At 58.1% G+C, this 18,476-nt stretch carries 13 protein-coding genes, 1 tRNA gene and 1 pseudogene; 10 read left to right on the top strand and 5 right to left on the bottom strand.

Annotated features, from left to right (window positions below; genetic code table 11):
• Positions 1–518, bottom strand: a pseudogene (locus tag CE491_RS30795) (hypothetical protein); the annotation flags it as partial.
• A 620-nt stretch (positions 519–1,138) separates the two neighbouring features.
• Here CE491_RS30795 and CE491_RS16305 point away from each other — a divergent pair.
• Entirely contained in the window at positions 1,139–1,597 is a 459-nt protein-coding gene (locus tag CE491_RS16305) for a hypothetical protein (RefSeq protein ID WP_110949361.1), read from the top strand.
• Entirely contained in the window at positions 1,594–2,628 is a 1,035-nt protein-coding gene (locus CE491_RS16310; protein ID WP_110949362.1) for a serine/threonine-protein kinase, read from the top strand. Before CE491_RS16305 ends, CE491_RS16310 begins: the two co-directional genes overlap by 4 nt.
• Positions 2,629–3,150: 522 nt before the next feature.
• On the opposite strand, the gene CE491_RS16315 is transcribed toward CE491_RS16310, so the two are convergent.
• Positions 3,151–4,365 (bottom strand): site-specific integrase, encoded by a 1,215-nt coding sequence (locus tag CE491_RS16315; RefSeq protein ID WP_234407618.1) that lies wholly within the window; start codon positions 4,363–4,365, stop codon positions 3,151–3,153.
• A tRNA-Arg gene (locus tag CE491_RS16320) sits at positions 4,338–4,414 on the bottom strand. The genes CE491_RS16315 and CE491_RS16320 overlap by 28 nt, the downstream gene beginning before the upstream one ends.
• Positions 4,415–4,635: 221 nt before the next feature.
• Here CE491_RS16320 and CE491_RS16325 point away from each other — a divergent pair.
• From CE491_RS16325 to gabT, 3 genes are all read left to right on the top strand, one after another.
• Positions 4,636–7,143 (top strand): dermonecrotic toxin domain-containing protein, encoded by a 2,508-nt coding sequence (locus tag CE491_RS16325; protein ID WP_110949363.1) that lies wholly within the window; start codon positions 4,636–4,638, stop codon positions 7,141–7,143.
• A gap of 258 nt (positions 7,144–7,401) precedes the next feature.
• A complete protein-coding gene (gabD, locus tag CE491_RS16330) occupies positions 7,402–8,844 on the top strand; it encodes an NADP-dependent succinate-semialdehyde dehydrogenase (RefSeq protein ID WP_110949364.1) in 1,443 nt (480 codons plus the stop codon).
• Positions 8,845–9,038: 194 nt separating this feature from the next.
• On the top strand, positions 9,039–10,319 hold the full coding sequence (gabT, locus tag CE491_RS16335; RefSeq protein WP_110949365.1) for a 4-aminobutyrate--2-oxoglutarate transaminase: 1,281 nt from the start codon (positions 9,039–9,041) through the stop codon (positions 10,317–10,319).
• Between the two features lie 237 nt (positions 10,320–10,556).
• Here gabT and CE491_RS16340 read toward each other — a convergent pair whose 3' ends face one another.
• Together CE491_RS16340 and desA are read right to left on the bottom strand one after the other, a co-directional pair.
• A complete protein-coding gene (locus tag CE491_RS16340; protein ID WP_110949366.1) occupies positions 10,557–11,534 on the bottom strand; it encodes a GGDEF domain-containing protein in 978 nt (325 codons plus the stop codon).
• 139 nt (positions 11,535–11,673) lie between these two features.
• A complete protein-coding gene (gene desA, locus CE491_RS16345; RefSeq protein ID WP_110949367.1) occupies positions 11,674–12,858 on the bottom strand; it encodes a delta-9 fatty acid desaturase DesA in 1,185 nt (394 codons plus the stop codon).
• A 180-nt stretch (positions 12,859–13,038) separates the two neighbouring features.
• Between desA and dibA the strand changes: the two genes are divergently transcribed.
• The 5 genes from dibA (at position 13,039) to cysW (ending at position 18,475) form a co-directional block, all read left to right on the top strand.
• Positions 13,039–14,961, top strand: a complete 1,923-nt coding sequence (gene dibA / locus CE491_RS16350; protein ID WP_110949368.1) for a phosphodiesterase DibA — start codon at positions 13,039–13,041, stop codon at positions 14,959–14,961.
• A gap of 255 nt (positions 14,962–15,216) precedes the next feature.
• Entirely contained in the window at positions 15,217–15,399 is a 183-nt protein-coding gene (gene oscA, locus CE491_RS16355; RefSeq protein WP_081565193.1) for a sulfur starvation response protein OscA, read from the top strand.
• Between the two features lie 172 nt (positions 15,400–15,571).
• Entirely contained in the window at positions 15,572–16,582 is a 1,011-nt protein-coding gene (locus CE491_RS16360; protein WP_110949369.1) for a sulfate ABC transporter substrate-binding protein, read from the top strand.
• 186 nt (positions 16,583–16,768) lie between these two features.
• Positions 16,769–17,590, top strand: a complete 822-nt coding sequence (cysT, locus tag CE491_RS16365; RefSeq protein ID WP_110949370.1) for a sulfate ABC transporter permease subunit CysT — start codon at positions 16,769–16,771, stop codon at positions 17,588–17,590.
• 12 nt (positions 17,591–17,602) lie between these two features.
• A complete protein-coding gene (cysW, locus tag CE491_RS16370; RefSeq protein WP_110949371.1) occupies positions 17,603–18,475 on the top strand; it encodes a sulfate ABC transporter permease subunit CysW in 873 nt (290 codons plus the stop codon).
• Position 18,476: the final 1 nt, after the last annotated feature.

Raw genomic sequence — 18,476 nt, forward strand, 5'->3', positions numbered from 1 at the left:
TATGCAGCTGTCTCCAGTAGAGTATGAGAAACGCTATTTCCTGAGCTTGGAGAGTGTCTAGAAAATCCGGGGCGATTCACTGAGCGGGGACGGAGGGCCTCATTGATCAATCGCTGCTGATTCACCGTAAGTCTTTCTTTGAAATCTCGCAGGAAATCGTCAAGCCACTGGCTCGGAATGCGGCGAATTTCCTCAAGCGCTCTAGCTATCAGCTTTGGCCCGGTCACCTGAGTAGCGGTATGATGATCCCACCAGATACGTACCCAAACGACGTATCTGACATGATCGTATCTAGCCAAGCCCTCATCTTGTAATCGATGAATGACTTGTAACCATTGCTCTGCCGTCCAGCCTATCTCTGCTCCTGCGATTCGGGGCACGAGGGGGTATACGCCCGTGATATTACTGTCAGGGGCTGTTAAGAGGTGCAGCAACGCAACTTTGTCTTCAGTGGTGCAATTCAGCAGGCGGGGGGAGCGCCAAAAATTTTGATCCCTGATGGTTCGTTGTCTGCCCATCCTTACGGCTCCCGGTGCAAACATAGGACGATGACGTATGGGACGATCATTGCCGCGCCTCCACCTGTGTTTTCTTGGTGGGTCTACCTGTGCGTTTTGGATTTGGTGAGGCATTTTTCATGGATGGGTGAGGAGGGTTGTCAGTATTGCCGGTGCGCATCCACGCTCTTAAGTCACCTAGCCTCCATCGCAGCCTTGATAGGCCTGGTACAGGCTCAAGCCCTGGCAACTTACGCTGACGGACTGTAAGCACGCTGAATCCCGTCAATGCAGCAACTTCAAACACGCCAATCAGGACGTCGTCGCCAAGCTTCTGTATTTTTTGGATGGTTTCATAATCTACTAGCATCGGGTTATCGCTCGATTGATCTGGTCGACACAGATTTCGCCAGTAGAGCGGCTAACAGCTAGGACATATTTTTAACAGATGGCTTGTGAGGGGGGAGGAGCGGGGACCTTAGGATATCTGTGAAGCGTGACCGCACATTGAGATCGTCTGGCAGTGCCCGGCATTTCTCAGCCGGTGGGCTACCTTAAGGGGATGGTGATTGCTGGCAGTCTGATGCTAGTGTGCGGCCAGAGATGCACTCCAGAAACCGCCACTACCCGCAGGGAACGCCATGCGATCACTTGGAATCCGCGCAGAGCCCAAAAAGGCGACGTTCGTCATCTACGACGATGAAACCAAGCAAATTTTGAACGTCGAGTCCTTGATCATTCCTCAGATCTTGAACAAGCCAGAGCAGCTCAAATTCGCTCGCCACAACATCCTCGACATCCTCCGAGAGTACCAAGTCGACGCGGCGGGTATTCGGGTCGCAGAGGGCAACGCGCAGAACCAAGACGCTGACCGGTTGTACCTGGAGGCCGTGTTCATGGAGTCGTTCGCGAGCAGCAGCATCAAAAACTATTTCGTAGGGCGAAAGACAAGTATCAGCGCGCGGCTGGGCATCACTTCTGCTCAGTTTAACTCGATAGTGAAATGCGAGATCGAGCTTGAGGGCGTGGAAGGCTGGCCGGCAGGGAGGGCACAGACTGTTCGAGAGGCAATTCTCGTAGCCATAGGAGCGGCCAAATGATCATTCCATACCAGACGGCCCAGGTTTCTTTCCAGAGGAAGGAGCGTATTGGCGAGAATGGTGAGAATTCCGAGGTGTACGTCGTACATGACGAGCACCTAGATGCCGAGCTCGTGGTGAAGCAGGTCAAGACTGACGGATTCAATGAAGAGCGGTACCTACTTGAAGCTCAGTTGCTCTACAAAAGCACGCATCCGTACGTGGTGCAGGTGCTATACGCCTGCAAGGACGCCCAGCATATCTACATGGCCATGCCCTATTACCGGAACGGATCGCTGCACCAAATCGCTGAAGCACAGGGGCTGACCTGCAGGCAGCTCATCCGTTACTCAATGCATTTCCTCAGCGGGCTGAACAACATCCACTCCAAAGGTTTGCTCCACTTCGACATCAAGCCAGACAACATCTTGATCTCCGACAGTGATGAGGCCCTACTTTCTGACTTCGGCTTCGCCAAGATCATGGATGAGGATGGATTCGCTACGCCTGAGGCGACCTACCGCTACCATCTGCCACCCGAGAGTGCTCACACACGTGACTTCAATAACAGTGCAGATATCTACCAGGTGGGCATGACCCTGTACCGTTTGCTGGCTGGCTTAGACTCTCTTGAGAATCAACGACGTGCATTCGGAAATGGTGCTGAACTGTCGGGTGCTCTGCGCAGCGAAACCTACCCCGATTTGTCGAAGCTACCTCGGCATGTTCCGAAAAAGCTCAAGACCATCATCAAGAAATGCTTGAAATTTGATCCCAATACACGCTATCAATCAGTAATCGATTTACTGAATGGTCTGTCGTCCATCGAAGATTTAGGCTTGGACTGGCGCTTTTCTACAGTCGGCAATACACAGCGCTGGGAAAGCATTTCGTCGGACGGAACGACCCTTTTGGTAGAGGTGTCCGATAATGGCCAATGCACAGCCCAAAAGAAAATGGCTGGCGGAGCGTTTCGCAGGAAAGCCAATCTCTGCGACGCCAACCCATCCCCGGAGCGAATCCATGAAATTCTCATGTCACCAGACTGGTAAGCCGACAGGCAAAAAGGGTGGTGACGGGTATCTAACTAGATCCCAGATCTCTACAGGACACAGCCAGACCAGCTCTGGTCGCGTTCGTTCGTCCGTTCCGCTGGTGAGCGTGGACGACTTCATGGGCGATTCGAAAATCATCTACCATCGCCGCTGAGCATTCTAGGGCCGTTCGCAGGCGAGGTGTGGAGGGCTTATCAGTTGACCCCGCTGCATTTCCTCTCATCACTGAGCCTTGGGCTTCGCGAAAGGCCATGAAATCCCTCCCAAATAGTACTGATGCTAATCGCCTTTTCGGACGATGCTCCTGTGCAGTCATATCGCTCTCCGCTGCGAGCTACAGTTCGGCCGATACCTTCGAGATAGATGATCTATAGCCGCTTGATTCAAGCGGCAGCGATGGGGCCACTTCTGCCGGTCGAGGTACTCAACTGCACTGGTTAAGTCTGATGCAAGCAACTGGCCAAGTCGAATGCAAGTAGAGCCCCGTCTGAGCAATAGCCAAAGACGGGTGTGGTCCGATCAGGCCAGCTTTGCTGCCAGCTCCTCCGCAGTAATGTTGTAGTACCGCTTCAGCATGTTCACCTCCCGATGCCCCGTCACGCTCGCGAGCTCGATCAAGTTCGGCAGTTTGGTCGCAAGCCGACAGGTCGCTTCATGCCGCAGATCGTGAAAGCGCAGGTTGATCAGGAAGTCTTCCTGAGGCGTTACCTGCGCCATCTCACAATCTCCCAAGTACTTCAGCCTGGCTCGCTCCAGACCTCGTACAAAGGCCTTCTTGAGCGCATCAGCGGTGGTGGGGAAGACTCGCCCGCACAGCGAACGCGGCAAGTCCTTCAGCAACTGAATAGCCTTCGGCGAAAGCGGGACGGTTCTCGGCAGGCCGTTTTTGGTTGCGGGCAGGTGCGCGGTTCTACGATCCAGATTCACATGCTTCCAGCGCAGCTCAAAAATCTCGCCTCGGCGCATCGCTGTCTCAATCGCCAACTGCACAATGGGCCGTATCCATGGATTGTGTGACGCATCGGCGTAGGTCCCATCAGCAGGTCGCTCACGGAGCTCTAACGCGCCGAGCATGTATTGCTCTTCAATAGGGTCCAGTCGTCGTGAGCGTTCGTCGTTGTAGCTTGGACGGCTGACCATCCTGACCGGGTTCTCGGCAAGGTGAATTCCCCACTCGCGGCGAGCGACCTCGATCACGCATTGGAACAAAGCCAGCTCGCGCTTGACCGTGTTGCCCTTACGGATCTTCAAGCGCTCGTCACGGTAGCGGGCAAAATCTGAAGAAGTGAGGGTGGCAACGATGCGTGTTGCCAGCGGATGACGCTTGAGCGCTTCCAGGCGTTTGATTTCCGAATATGCGCCTTTGTGCTTCGGGGCGATCTCGGAGATGTAGCGATCAATGAGTTGATGAAATGCGGTGCGTTCAGCCTCGACGCGAGAGACAAAGATACCCCGGTCGATTTCGCTTTCGATCATGCGTGCCCACGCGTGGGCATCGGATTTGGTTTCGAAGGTTTTTCGCTGGGCTGGATAGCCCTTACGGCGAATTTGCGCTTCCCACTGATACTCGCCGCGATTCCTGATTGTTGCCATTTCGACCATTCCCGCCACATTAAGTGTGGCAAATTTGTGGCAAAAACGACTTTCAGGACTAGGACAGATTTCTGTCAGGAGCGCTATCCCCTTGTAATACAAGGGAAAGAAGATGGTGCACCAGGCGGGATTCGAACCCACGACCCCTGCCTTCGGAGGGCAGTACTCTATCCAGCTGAGCTACAGGTGCAACGCGGGCGCCATGATACCCATCTAGGTCGAAAGCGTCCATTGCATTGACTTGCCGTTTGTTTTACCCCGGGAAATGACCCCGGCGGCATTTGCCACGGCTCTTCTCGTGCGCCGCAAGATTACGCCATCGCGGCAGCATTGCGCGGTACTTATATACCGCATGGCACAACGGTTGAGCTGCTTCCTTGAACGTCTTTCATTGAGCAAAGGACTTTCAAGATGGCGATCGACCTCGAGCATGTGGAGCGCAGCCTGAATTCGTTGGGTGATGCTCGCGCCGTGATGACACGGGCGCGCGCTTATATGGATGCATGGCCCGATCTTTATCAGCTGGCGCGCAAGGCGGCCGCCGATTATCTGCTCAAGCATACTGGCAAGCCTCTGGACCCGGACCGGGTCTGGTGGAATGTGTTTGATGACGCCGTCAGTGCACCGACATTTACAGGGTGGCGCCACAGTCAGGCGCCGCGTCAGTCGATGACCTTCACCCAACTGCTGATCCGTCGTTTCAACGATGGTTTTCAGCTGGCGCCGGACGTCTTGCCTGTTTACGGCGGTTTTTATCGCCGTGGCAGCGGAGCACGTGAATACGGCTTGCACAATGAAGTCCGACTCGACGCCGGCAAGGTCATGGACGATTTGTGGGCGCTGGATTTCGCTTCGCTCCTCAGCCAGCGCACCGAGCGTTTCTGGCGTGAGCACAGCGACGATTTCAAGCTGCTGGCCAAAGTGCGTTTGGTTGCCTTGATCGATGAGGCTGCGGAGCAAGACGCCTTGACTCAGCTTGACCGACAGCGTCTGCGTGCCTGGCTGGGGCTAGTCTCGGAGACGGTCACACTTGCGACGCTTCAAGCCGCGCCCGTCAGCGATACCTTTGTCATCCGGCATTACATGGCGACCGGCGGTGGGCACCTGATCACTCTGCGCGCCGAGGATGGTCGAACGGTGCTTTATTGCCCCGCGACGCAGTGGCTGCCGCGCGCCTTTGCCAACCTTGGCGATATGGTGCACTGGCTCAGTGGCCAGCTTCGCTCGCCGCAAGTCTTCGACGCGCTGTTTCGCGCGAATGGGCAGGCCAGCGCTGCTGAGCGGCAACAGGTCATGACCGATGTTCTGAAGCGCATTGGACCTGTGGACGCACCCGCCTGGCCGTTTGGTATCGGCAGAGCGATAAACGGGGACCTGTTCGCCGCCATGCGCGACTGGGCCAAGGCGGATCTAGCTGTCAGCCACACCTTGGCAATAAGCAATGCGGACCTGCGCAAATCGCTCTGGCGTGGCTATCTCGGCGCTTTTCTCGGTGTTTTCGGCGGCTTTGCGATGCTCGCTTGGCCTTTGGGGCTGGTTGTGCTGGGTATTGCAGCGGCGCGTCTGTCGCTGGATATCGACGCCGCTGTGTGCGCCCGGTCTGTCATCGAGCGCACGCAGGCGATCATCTCCGCGGTGGCCGATAGCGTTATGTCGGTGTTCTCCATCGCTGACGTGAGCCTGGGTGCCAAAGCCTTGCGTTTTTGCGCCCCACCCCATGAGCGATTGGCGACACCCTCAAACTGGGAAATGACCCGTCGGCTGGACGATGAAGTGGGAAGCCTGGCCGGAAATCGGATTCTCCCCGCACCGTCTACGACCCCCGGGCTGCTTCAGGGTGTGAGCGTCGATGGCGACGGCTCGACCTGGATCGAAATGTACGACCTTCCGCTGCGGGTTCGCTTCAGCCCGGAGTCCGACGGCTGGCTGATTTCCGACTCCCAGGACCCTTTCGCCTTCATGCCCAGTTATCCGCTGCGGGTGGTGGAAGGCAGAACCTGGACACTGGTGGATGTTCCACAGCCAGCGCAAGACGCATCCGTTGATCTGCAGCAAGTGGCTTCGGCGTTCTGGGACATCTATATGCAGCAGGATCCCGAACTCTCGACGCAGTTGGCAGAAATCCTGCTGGAGCACCAGCGCCAGACGTTAATAGCAGCGCGATTGCCGAGCCCTTCTGCAGATAACCCGTTACAGGAAGATGCCAGCGGCTACCGCTATTTATTGCAAGATGGAAAGTCATGCCGCACATGGCTTCAGGACGACGAATTCCATAACGATCTCGTCCTTGCCTACACCGATGAACTCACCCAGGCCAACATGCTGTTCCGCCATGGCAATGTGAGCGGCACCGATCTTATCCCCTATCTGACCGATCTTTTCGACTCACTGACGCAGTTACCGAACAGCGAAGCAGTGCGCTTGTGGCGAGGGGGTAGCGCGCAGAGGGCGACCGGCGGCGCGCACTTTCGCAGTGGGCAACTCAGACCGGGCGATGTGCTGGTCAGCACCGATATCACCTCATTCACTGAAAACCCATACGCTCTGCGGGAGTTCGTGGCCCCCAAGCAGGTGCGAGGCCTGGACCACGTTCACGTCTTCGATGACACCTCCGTGGTTTACGAGCTGATTGGACGGGGGCGTCACAGCGGCGCTCCGATTGGTCCGTTATCGATGACATCGACCGAAGTCGAAGTCATTTTCACGCCTGGACGTTATTTCCGGATCGAATCGATTCGCGACATTCGCGGTGCGAATTATCACTTTGTCCGGGTAAGGCTGCGCGAAGTGAACAAACCCAATGCGGAAATAATCTACGACTTACGCACCGGGACACCCTTCGACCGTGCTGCATACGCCGAGCGGGTAGGGCATGAGCCTCTGGTCGAGCGCTTTTTTCCAGCCGCTCAGTGGCGCTAGGCAGTTCCAGCCGCTGATCAGGAAGTGTTTCGCAAATCGGGCGCGGTTGTTCTTTTTTTCGAACACCCTATTGTCCTTTGGTGTCGTTGATCCTAGGATCGTTTGAGATTTCAAACGCTCCCGTTCGGCCGTCCGCACTTTTCGCGATCCGTGCGTTCGGGGCCCGGCGAATGTTTTCCTGACGGCAGCCTCTTCGGAGGCGCCTTTGAACAATCAATAATTCGCTCCGCCTTGCGCGGTGCTGTTTAGGAGGCCGACATGCAGCTCAAAGATTCGAAGTTGTTCCGCCAACAGGCGTACATCAATGGCGCCTGGGCTGATGCCGACAGCGGGCAGACCATCAAGGTCAACAACCCGTCGAGCAACGAGATTCTGGGCACCGTGCCTAAAATGGGCGCCGCTGAAACCCGCCGTGCCATCGAAGCCGCCGACAAGGCCTTGCCGGCCTGGCGCGCGCTGACTGCCAAAGAGCGTGGCGCCAAACTGCGTCGCTGGTTCGAACTGATGATTGAAAACCAGGACGATCTCGGTCGCCTGATGACCCTGGAGCAGGGTAAGCCACTGGCCGAAGCCAAGGGCGAAATCGCTTACGCAGCCTCCTTCATCGAGTGGTTCTCCGAAGAGGCCAAGCGCGTCTATGGCGACGTGATCCCTGGCCATCAGCCGGACAAGCGTTTGATCGTGCTGAAACAGCCAATCGGCGTGACCGCTGCCATCACCCCGTGGAACTTCCCGGCGGCGATGATCACCCGTAAAGCCGGCCCTGCGCTGGCGGCCGGTTGCACCATGGTGCTCAAGCCGGCTTCGCAAACCCCTTACTCCGCTCTGGCGCTGGCTGAACTGGCCGAGCGTGCGGGCATTCCGGCTGGCGTGTTCAGCGTGGTTACCGGCAGTGCTGGCGACATCGGCACCGAGCTGACCAGCAACCCGATCGTGCGCAAACTGTCGTTCACAGGCTCGACCGAAATTGGTCGCCAACTGATGGCTGAATGTGCCCACGACATCAAAAAAGTTTCGCTGGAGCTGGGCGGCAACGCGCCGTTTATCGTGTTCGACGACGCGGATCTGGACAAGGCCGTTGAGGGCGCGATCATCTCCAAATACCGCAACAACGGCCAGACCTGCGTCTGTGCCAACCGCATCTATGTGCAGGATTCGGTCTACGACGCCTTCGCCGAGAAACTGAAAGCTGCAGTCGCCAAGCTGAAAGTCGGCGACGGCCTGACTGAAGGCACCACCACTGGCCCATTGATCGACGAAAAGGCGGTGGCCAAGGTCAAGGAACACATCGCCGACGCGCTGGGCAAAGGCGCCAAGGTGCTGAGCGGTGGCAACAGCCTGGAAGGGAACTTCTTCGAGCCGACCATTCTGGTCAACGTGTCAAAAGACGCGGCAGTAGCCAAGGAAGAGACCTTCGGTCCGCTGGCCCCGCTGTTCCGCTTCAAAGATGAAGCCGAAGTGGTCGCCATGGCCAACGACACCGAGTTCGGCCTGGCGTCGTACTTCTACGCGCAGAACCTGAGCCGCGTGTTCCGTGTGGCCGAGGCTCTGGAGTACGGCATGGTGGGTATCAACACCGGCCTGATCTCCAACGAAGTCGCGCCGTTTGGCGGCGTCAAGGCGTCGGGCCTGGGCCGTGAAGGTTCGAAATACGGCATCGAAGATTATCTGGAGATCAAATACCTGTGCCTGAGCGTTTGAAGCTAACGCATTCATAACCAGGCACCGGTATTACAACCTGCGGGGCGCGAGAGCGACGTTCCGCAGGTTTTTGCAGCACCGAAAACCCTATTTGCTGGCCGGAAGGCCGCGGCAGTCGATCATCGTATGCTGCCGCTGTTGACCCCCGCCGCTCCTTGAACCACGCCGCCGGATGAGCGGTGAATGAGGAAACCATGAGCAAAACTAACGCATCCCTGATGAAACGCCGCGAAGCCGCTGTCCCGCGTGGCGTTGGTCAAATTCACCCGATCTTCGCCGAATCCGCGAAGAACGCTACCGTTACCGACGTTGAAGGCCGTGAGTTCATCGATTTCGCCGGTGGTATCGCAGTGCTGAACACCGGCCATCTACACCCAAAAATCGTCGCTGCGGTGCAAGAGCAACTGACCAAGCTGACCCACACCTGCTTCCAAGTGCTGGCGTACGAGCCCTACGTGGACCTGTGCGAAAAAATCAACGCCAAGGTGCCGGGTAACTTCGACAAGAAAACCCTGCTGGTCACCACGGGTTCTGAAGCGGTTGAAAACGCCGTCAAGATCGCGCGCGCGGCCACTGGCCGTGCCGGCGTCATCGCCTTCACCGGCGCCTATCATGGCCGCACCATGATGACTTTGGGCCTGACCGGTAAAGTCGTTCCGTACTCGGCGGGCATGGGCCTGATGCCAGGCGGCATCTTCCGCGCGCTGTACCCGAACGAGCTGCACGGTGTGAGCGTCGACGACTCCATCGCCAGCATCGAGCGCATCTTCAAGAACGACGCCGAGCCAAAAGACATCGCCGCGATCATCATCGAGCCTGTTCAGGGCGAAGGCGGTTTCTACGTCGCGCCAAAAGCCTTCATGGCCCGCCTGCGCGAACTGTGCGACAAGCACGGCATCCTGCTAATTGCTGACGAAGTTCAGACCGGCGCTGGCCGTACTGGTACGTTCTTCGCCATGGAGCAGATGGGCGTGAGTGCCGACCTGACCACTTTCGCCAAGTCAATCGCCGGCGGCTTCCCGCTGGCCGGTGTCTGCGGCAAGACCGAATACATGGACGCCATAGCTCCTGGCGGTCTGGGCGGCACATACGCCGGTAGCCCGATCGCTTGCGCCGCCGCTCTGGCGGTAATGGAGGTGTTCGAAGAAGAGCATCTACTGGATCGCTGCAAGGCTGTCGGCGAACGTCTGGTCACTGGCCTGCGTGCCATCCAGGCCAAGCACCCGGTGATCGGTGAAGTGCGCGCCCTGGGCGCGATGATCGCGGTCGAGTGCTTCGAAAACGGCGACACCCACAAGCCAAACGCGGCTGCTGTGGCTCAAGTGGTGGCCAAGGCGCGTGACAAGGGCCTGATCCTGCTGTCGTGCGGCACCTACGGCAACGTGTTGCGCGTGCTGGTCCCGCTGACCTCGCCGGACGAGCAACTGGACAAGGGTCTGAAGATCATCGAAGAGTGCTTCGCTGAGATCGCCTGAGGTTCGATGAAGGTCGGTCACGACTGATCAAAATGTGACCAGATCGTCAGAAAAAACCTGCTTCGGCAGGTTTTTTCCTTTGTTAGCGTCCGAAAAGTCGCTTTTAGCCGTCTCCGACGCCGCTCGTTGACCAATGTTTGAAGACTGATGCCGGGGAGTCATGATGACCGTTGTAGAGGCAGCTGTTGTTCCTCGTGTGTTGATTGGCGAAGGGCCGCGGGATGGGGGGAGTGTTACTTACACCAACACAATCTGATTCTTGCCCTGCCGCTTGGCCTGATACATCGCAGCATCGGCGCGGGCGAATAGGGCTTCCAGACTCTGATCCTCCTGGCCCAGATTAGTCAGGCCCTGGCTCGCGGTAATGCCGAAAGTCTTGTCATCGCGCTGAAAGCTCAGGCGCTGGATCTCTCGTTGCAGCCGCTCGGCGATCTGCTTGGCCATGTCCGGAGCGCAGCCAATGAAGACCGCTGCGAATTCTTCACCGCCGATCCGCCCGAACAGATCGCCACGGCGCAGCGTCTTGCGCCCGCATTCGGCAATGCGCTGCAGCACCACGTCGCCTTCCTGGTGACCGTAGGTATCGTTGACCAGCTTGAAGTCATCCACGTCGAGCAACAGAAACGCCATCGGCGTGCCTTGCAGTCGTGCCTGTTCGAATTCGCGCTGGGCGCATTCGAAGAAGTGGCGACGGTTGCTGCTCTGGGTGAGCACATCGGTAGTCGCCAGGCGCTGCAATTCGTCTTCGAGTTGTTTCTTTTCGGTGATGTCTTCGGCGATACCCACCACGACCAAGCGCTGGCCATGCTCGGCCTGATGACTGACGAAGCATTTATCGCTCAACCAGCGCACCTGACCATCGGCGCGGATGATGCGGTATTCGCGGTCTTCGATGGAGCCCTTTTCCAGCACTTCACTCAGGCTGCGTTCGGCGTAATCGAGGTCATCGGGGTAAATGCTGTCGCGCCATTCGTTGTAATCGGCCAGCAGCAGTCCGGCCGAGCGCCCGAAAATCCGCTCATAGGCGGGGCTGACGTAGATCATGCGCTGGGTCTGCCAGTCGAATGCCCACAGCACCGCGTTGACACTCACCAGCAACGAGCTGAATAGCTGTTCACGTTCACTCAGGCGCGCAACTTCCGCCTGGGCATGCATCAGCGCCAGAAGGGTTTCTGCGGGGGCTGGCGTCTCGATTGAAGGTGTCTGGTTGTCCATGAGCACTGCATCTCAAAATAAGGTGCGGCGCATGCCACAACATGTCACACAGCATAGTGTGAGGGTGATAATGAGATCAGTGTAGTGGCACTAAGTTCCGACCGGCGCGCACCCGCTAGGGTGTACGCCGATCAACGGCTTAGCTGTGATGAGGGCGTAGCGAGTAGGTTTTCAACTGGTCGGCGAAGTCGCGCAGGGATTGGATACCGCTGGCTTCGGCCTCGTGCACCCAATCTTTGATCGCGGCAAGCATGTCGTGACCGTTGCTGCTGGTCCTGGCCCAGATCTGTTGCAGCGCCAGACGCTTTTCGTAGATCACTTTCAGCGCCTGACTGTGCTCCAGCATGTTCTGGATGCGCACCTGGTGCTTGTCGTCCAGCAAGCTGGTTTCACGCGACAGCAGCCGTTTCGCGCGGCGGAACTGATGGCGCACCGACGCATCGGCCTTGGCCAGTTCCTGCTGTACCAGCGGCGCGATCACGAGCTTGCGGTATTGAGCCATGATCTGGAAGCGGTTGTTGAGGATCGCCATGGCGGTGTCCATGTCCACGTGGCCTTTGCCTTCGACCCGATGGGCGATGGGCGCAACCCGCTGGACCTTGGCCAGACGTAGCCAGCAGAACAGCTTGATCCAGGCCCAACCCATGTCGAATTCCCAGCGCTTGACCGACAGCTTGGCCGAGTTGGGGTAGGTATGGTGGTTGTTATGCAACTCTTCGCCGCCAATCAGAATGCCCCACGGCACCAAATTGGTCGCGGCGTCCCGGCATTCGAAATTGCGATAGCCGACCGCGTGGCCCAAACCGTTGACAACACCCGCCGCCCACACCGGAATCCACATCATCTGGATAGCCCAGACGGTAATGCCGATGACGCCGAACAATGCCAGGTCGATCGCACCCATGATGATCACGCCCAGGCGCGGGTAGCGCGAGTACAGATTGCGCTCGATCCAGTCTTCCGGGCAGTTCTTGCCGTAGATGCGCAGGGTCTCGGGGTTCTCCGCTTCGGCGCGATACAGCTCGGCACCTTTGCGCAGAACCGTGGACAAGCCTTTTATGACCGGGCTGTGCGGGTCATCGGCGGTTTCGCATTTGGCGTGGTGTTTGCGGTGGATGGCGGTCCACTCACGGGTGTTCTGTGCCGTGGTCAGCCACAGCCAGAAACGGAAAAAGTGTTTGAGCCCGGCGTTGAGTTCCAGCGAGCGATGAGCGGAGTAGCGATGGAGATAGACTGTGACGCTGACGATGGTGACGTGAGTCATCGCCAGAATGACTGCGACCAATTGCCAGACGGACAGGTCGAGCAGACCGTTGTTCCACATAGGCTGAGTTGCCCTCGGTTGTTACGCATACAAGAGTGCAGGAGACGGCGAGCGCGGATCCTGATACGGCAGCGCGCATTATCACTTAGCCACCAGATAAAACCAGTCGGCGTTTTAGATAAGCGTCGCAGGATGTTTCTTACTTTATAATCCCGAGCTTTCGTAAGGCTTTTGGTTTCCATGTCAGCGATTACCCGAGATGCGCTCAAAACCGCACTGTTGTATGGGCTGTTGTCGATTTTCTGGCTGGCGCTCACCGACTTCGTGCTCCCGCTTTTGATCGACGATCCGATCAGGCTGGCGCGTGCCCAACTGATGAGCGGTTATGTCTGGCTAGCAGTGAGCGCGGCATGCGTCTACCGTGCGCGATCCAGACTGCTTGGTTACATGGGCATCAAGGCTGGCAAGAGGCGAGACGAAGACCTGCAGCGCTTGCGTCTGGCGGCGGCGGTTTTCGACAGCACCCTTGAAGGCGTGTTGGTCACCGATGCCAGTGGCGTGATCGTTCACGTGAACCGCGCGTTCATGAAAATCACCGGTTATCAGCAGGACGAAGTGCTGGGCCTGACCCCCAGCAGGTTCAAGTCCGGTCGCCACGGCCCCGAATTCTACGAGCGCATGTACAAGACCATTCTCAGCGCCGGACAGTGGAGCGGGGAGATCTGGAACCGGCGCAAGAGCGGCGAAATTTATCCGCAGTGGCAGAGTATCCGCTCGATCAAGGATGACCGTGGTGTGATTACCCACTTCGTCGCGGTGTTCTCCGACATCACCACCATCAAGCGTTCCGAACGCGAGCTGGCCCATCTGGCCCATTACGATGCGCTGACCGGCCTGCCGAACCGGCTGTTGTTCACCGACCGCGCCGAGCAGGCGCAGACCCACGCCCGGCGCAACAAGCAGAATCTGGCGCTGCTGCTGATTGATCTGGATCACTTCAAGCACATCAATGACAGCCTTGGGCATAACGTGGGCGATGAAGTGCTCAAGGCGGTCGGCGAACGGCTGACCCGTTTGCTGGGTAAAGGCCTGACGCTGGCGCGACTGGGTGGTGATGAATTCGCCGTGCTGGTCGAAAATCCCCAGCAGGACGTGCAGGCGGTCGAGCTGGCTCAAGGGGTGTTGGAAGGGTTGCGCGAGCCGTTCGTGATCGACGGCCAACCGCTGTTTCTGTCGGCAAGCATCGGCATTAGCGTCTTCCCCCACGACGCCTTGAGCGCCGAGCAGTTGCTGCGCAATGCCGATGCGGCGTTGTTTCTGGCCAAAAGCCAGGGTCGCGAACGCTACGCCCTGTACACCGAAGAACTGACAGCCCACGCCCAGCGTCGAGTGGAACTGGCCAGCGAATTGCGCAGAGCCATCGTGCAGGACGAGTTACGGGTGTTCTATCAGCCTATCCACAACCTGCGCACACGTCGTATCGAGGGGGTCGAGGCGCTAGTGCGCTGGCAGCATCCGCAGCGTGGCATGGTTGCGCCGGGCGAGTTCGTACCGGTCGCCGAACAGAGCGGGCTGATCGCCGATATCGATCATTGGGTCCTGACCGAGGCCTGTCGGCAAATGCGTGAGTGGGTTGAGGACGGGGTGGCGTTGTCGTTCGTCGCCGTCAACGTATCCAGTCGCCTCTTTGGCCTGGGCGACCTGGATCGTCGGGTGGCGCAAGTGCTGCATGAAACGGGGCTGGCGCCGGGCTATCTGGAACTGGAAGTGACCGAAAGCGCGGTCATGGACGATCCCGAGCAGGCTATCGAGCAGATGCACCGCCTGCGCGAGTTGGGCCTGAAGCTGTGCATCGATGATTTCGGCACGGGCTACTCGTCGCTGCTGCGGCTCAAACGGATGCCGGTGCAGAAACTGAAGATCGATCAGGGGTTCGTTGCAGGCTTGCCAGAGGATGAGGACGACATCGCCATCGTTCGGGCGATCACTGCGCTGGCTCACTCGATGGGTATGCGCGTGCTGGCCGAAGGGATCGAGCAGGCCGATCAGGCGGTTCTTCTGCTGCAAAACCAATGTGAGCTGGGCCAGGGCTACTGGTTCGCCCGGCCGATGCCAGCGGCACAGATCGATTGGCAGCATGCACCGGTGTTTGCGGCTGGCTGACGCCGTTCATGTAGGAGCGCGTTTGCCCGCGAAAAGGACGATACGGAAGGTTTGAAATACCGCGTCATTTTCATCGCAGGCAAGTGCGCTCCTGCAGGGGCTGCACCATCACAAATCAAACAAATTCATTTTGGTTATATCTGCATTCTTAAATAGTATTTTTAAGAATAACTGTGGCTCTCTAATATCCCTCCTACGCCAAGAGCAGCCGCCCTCCCACCGCCGCTGCGGGCCACTCTTTCAAGGAGCACGATAATGAGCGCATCCCTACGTAGCGTCGATGGTCAGGACGAAGCAAGCATTCTGCGAGAAATTCAGAGCGCTTTGCGTGACCTGCGTTTTGGCGCGGTTGAAATCACAGTGCATAACGCGCAAGTGGTGCAGATCGAACGCAAGGAAAAATTCCGTTTGCAGAATCCGGGCAAACAGCAAGGTTGAAGAAGCTGAGGGCTGGGATCGTTACACATCTGTAGGAGCGCGCCTGCCCGCGATTGGGGTGTGTCAGGCGCCGCTGCAGCGATTGACCTAACACTATCGCGGGCAAGCGCGCCACTACGAAACCAAAACTAGAAAAAAGCCAACAACACATAATTCTCCAGGAGCTTGATTCATGTCCATTCGTCGTTACGCACTGGCCGCGCTCGCCAGCGCCGTGTTTGCCGGTTCCGCTGTTGCTAAGGATTTCACGCTGCTGAACGTGTCTTATGACCCGACCCGCGAGCTGTATCAGGACTACAACGCCGAATTCATCAACTTCTGGAAAAAATCCCATCCTGGTGACACCGTCAAGATCAACCAGTCCCACGGCGGCTCGGGCAAGCAAGGCCGTTCGGTGATCGATGGCTCACCAGCTGACGTGGTGACCCTGGCCCTGGCCGGCGACATCGACGAAATCGCCAAACTGGGCAAAACCATCCCGGAAAACTGGCAGACCAAACTGCCGGACGCCAGCACCCCGTACACCTCGACCATCGTGTTCCTGGTGCGCAAGGGCAACCCTAAAGGCATCAAGGACTGGGGTGACCTGATCAAGGATGGCGTGTCGGTCATCACACCCAACCCGAAAACCTCGGGCGGTGCTCGCTGGAACTTCCTGGCTGCATACGGCTACGGCCTGAAATCCGGCGGAGGCGATGAAGCCAAGGCCAATGAATACATCAGCAAACTGTTCAAGCACGTACCTGTGCTGGATACCGGCGCTCGCGGTTCGACCATCACTTTCGTCAACAACGGTCAGGGCGACGTGCTGCTGGCGTGGGAAAACGAAGCGTTCCTGGCGCTGAAAGAAGACGGCGGCGCTGACAAGTTCGACATCGTCGTACCTTCGCTGTCGATCCTGGCCGAGCCACCGGTCGCTGTGGTCGAGAAAAACGCCGAGAAGCACGGCACCACCGAAATCGCTACCGAGTACCTGAAGCACCTGTACAGCAAGGAAGGCCAGGAAATTGCGGCCAAGAATTTCTACCGTCCTCGTGACAAGGAAGTGGCTGCCAAATACGAAAAGCAGTTTCCCAGCCTGAACCTGCTGACCATCGACAAGGACTTCGGTGGCTGGAAATCGGCTCAGCCCAAGTTCTTCGATGATGGCGGTGTGTTCGACAAGATCTACATCCCGCAATAATCTCAGGCGCTTCTGCGAAGCAACAAACTGTAGGAGTGCGCTTGCCCGCGAGGCGGTGTGTCAGTCGGTACAACTGACACAGGCAGATAGCAATCGTCCGAATGCGGCCCAGAGCAAGCGCGCTCGTACAATAGAATTAAACGACCCGGACTCGCTCCGGGTTACGTGTGTTAACCAAGGACCTTTATGTCTCGACGCATATCCCCCGTCATACCCGGCTTCGGGCTGACGCTGGGCTACACCTTGGTGTACCTCAGCTTGATCGTGCTGATACCGCTTGCGGCCATGTTCATTCACGCGTCCCAACTGAGCGCCGCGCAGTTCTGGAATATCGTCACAGCCCCTCGGGTGCTCGCCGCGCTCAGATTGAGCTTTGGCACGGCGTTCTACGCGGCGATCATCAACGGCGTCATCGGTACGCTACTGGCGTGGGTTCTGGTGCGCTACACCTTTCCCGGACGCAAGATCATCGACGCCATGATCGACCTGCCGTTCGCATTGCCCACCGCCGTCGCCGGTATCGCGCTGACTGCGCTGTACACGCCAACGGGTCTGGTCGGACAGTTCGCCGCAGACCTTGGCATCAAGATCGCTTACACCCCGTTCGGCATCACTCTGGCACTGACCTTCGTCACCCTGCCGTTCGTGGTTCGTACGGTACAGCCGGTGCTGGCGGATATCCCTCGTGAAGTCGAAGAAGCCGCTGCGTGTCTTGGCGCAAGGCCGATTCAGGTGTTCCGCTACATCCTCGTCCCCGCGTTGTTGCCCGCCTGGCTGACCGGTTTCGCATTGGCGTTCGCGCGTGGCGTGGGTGAGTACGGATCGGTGATTTTCATTGCTGGCAACATGCCGATGAAGACCGAAATCCTGCCGCTGCTGATCATGGTCAAGCTCGATCAGTACGACTACGCGGGCGCCACGGCTATCGGTGTGATGATGCTGGTGGTGTCGTTCATCCTGTTGCTGCTGATCAACCTGCTGCAGCGACGCATCGAAACCCCTAACTGAGGAGGCGCACTTATGTCTGGTCCATCGCTTATCGCCGCTTCCTCCGCCAACGCTGCCCGTCGTGGCAGCGCGGCCTCGCGGCGCATCCTGATCGGCCTTGCCTGGCTGGTCTTTGCGTTGTTTCTGTTGTTACCGCTGTTCGTGGTCGTCAGTCAGGGCCTGAAAAACGGTTTGGGTGGTTTCTTCACCGCCATTCTTGAACCGGATGCACTTTCGGCGCTCAAGCTCACGGTGTATGCGGTTCTGATTTCCGTGCCGTTGAACGTGGTGTTCGGTGTCGCAGCCGCCTGGTGCGTAAGCAAGTACTCGTTCCGTGGCAAGGCGATCCTGGTGACGCTGATCGACCTGCCGTTCTCGGTGTCGCCGGTGATCGCCGGTCTGGTCTACATCCTGATGTTTGGCGCCCGTGGCATCTTCGGCCCGTGGTTGCAGGATCACGACATTCAGATTGTCTTTGCCCTGCCGGGTATCGTACTGGCGACCATCTTCGTGACCGTGCCCTTTGTGGCCCGTGAGCTGATCCCGCTGATGCAGGAGCAGGGCACGCAGGAAGAGGAGGCCGCGCGACTGCTGGGCGCCAATGGCTGGCAGATGTTCTGGCATGTGACCGTGCCGAACATCAAATGGGGCCTGATCTACGGCGTGGTGCTGTGTACCGCGCGGGCGATGGGCGAGTTCGGCGCGGTGTCGGTGGTGTCCGGCCACATCCGCGGCGTCACTAACACCCTGCCGCTGCATGTCGAGATTCTCTACAACGAGTACAACCACGTAGCAGCATTTGCCGTGGCGAGCCTGTTATTGATCCTTGCGCTGTTCATCCTGCTGCTCAAGCAGTGGAGCGAAGCGCGCATTAGCCGTCTGCGCCAAAGCGCGGCGGAGGAATAAT

The sequence above is a fragment of the Pseudomonas bohemica genome (assembly GCF_002934685.1).
In the GTDB taxonomy this organism is placed as follows: Bacteria; Pseudomonadota; Gammaproteobacteria; order Pseudomonadales; family Pseudomonadaceae; genus Aquipseudomonas; species Aquipseudomonas bohemica.

Excerpts from the sequence above, each read along its gene's own strand:
- CE491_RS16305 (WP_110949361.1), top strand. The coding sequence starts at position 1,139 with ATGCGATCACTTGGAATCCGCGCAGAGCCCAAAAAGGCGACGTTCGTC.
- CE491_RS16310 (WP_110949362.1), top strand. The coding sequence starts at position 1,594 with ATGATCATTCCATACCAGACGGCCCAGGTTTCTTTCCAGAGGAAGGAG.
- CE491_RS16325 (WP_110949363.1), top strand. The coding sequence starts at position 4,636 with ATGGCGATCGACCTCGAGCATGTGGAGCGCAGCCTGAATTCGTTGGGT.
- gabD (WP_110949364.1), top strand. The coding sequence starts at position 7,402 with ATGCAGCTCAAAGATTCGAAGTTGTTCCGCCAACAGGCGTACATCAAT.
- gabT (WP_110949365.1), top strand. The coding sequence starts at position 9,039 with ATGAGCAAAACTAACGCATCCCTGATGAAACGCCGCGAAGCCGCTGTC.
- CE491_RS16340 (WP_110949366.1), bottom strand. The coding sequence starts at position 11,534 with ATGGACAACCAGACACCTTCAATCGAGACGCCAGCCCCCGCAGAAACC.
- desA (WP_110949367.1), bottom strand. The coding sequence starts at position 12,858 with ATGTGGAACAACGGTCTGCTCGACCTGTCCGTCTGGCAATTGGTCGCA.
- dibA (WP_110949368.1), top strand. The coding sequence starts at position 13,039 with ATGTCAGCGATTACCCGAGATGCGCTCAAAACCGCACTGTTGTATGGG.
- oscA (WP_081565193.1), top strand. The coding sequence starts at position 15,217 with ATGAGCGCATCCCTACGTAGCGTCGATGGTCAGGACGAAGCAAGCATT.
- CE491_RS16360 (WP_110949369.1), top strand. The coding sequence starts at position 15,572 with ATGTCCATTCGTCGTTACGCACTGGCCGCGCTCGCCAGCGCCGTGTTT.
- cysT (WP_110949370.1), top strand. The coding sequence starts at position 16,769 with ATGTCTCGACGCATATCCCCCGTCATACCCGGCTTCGGGCTGACGCTG.
- cysW (WP_110949371.1), top strand. The coding sequence starts at position 17,603 with ATGTCTGGTCCATCGCTTATCGCCGCTTCCTCCGCCAACGCTGCCCGT.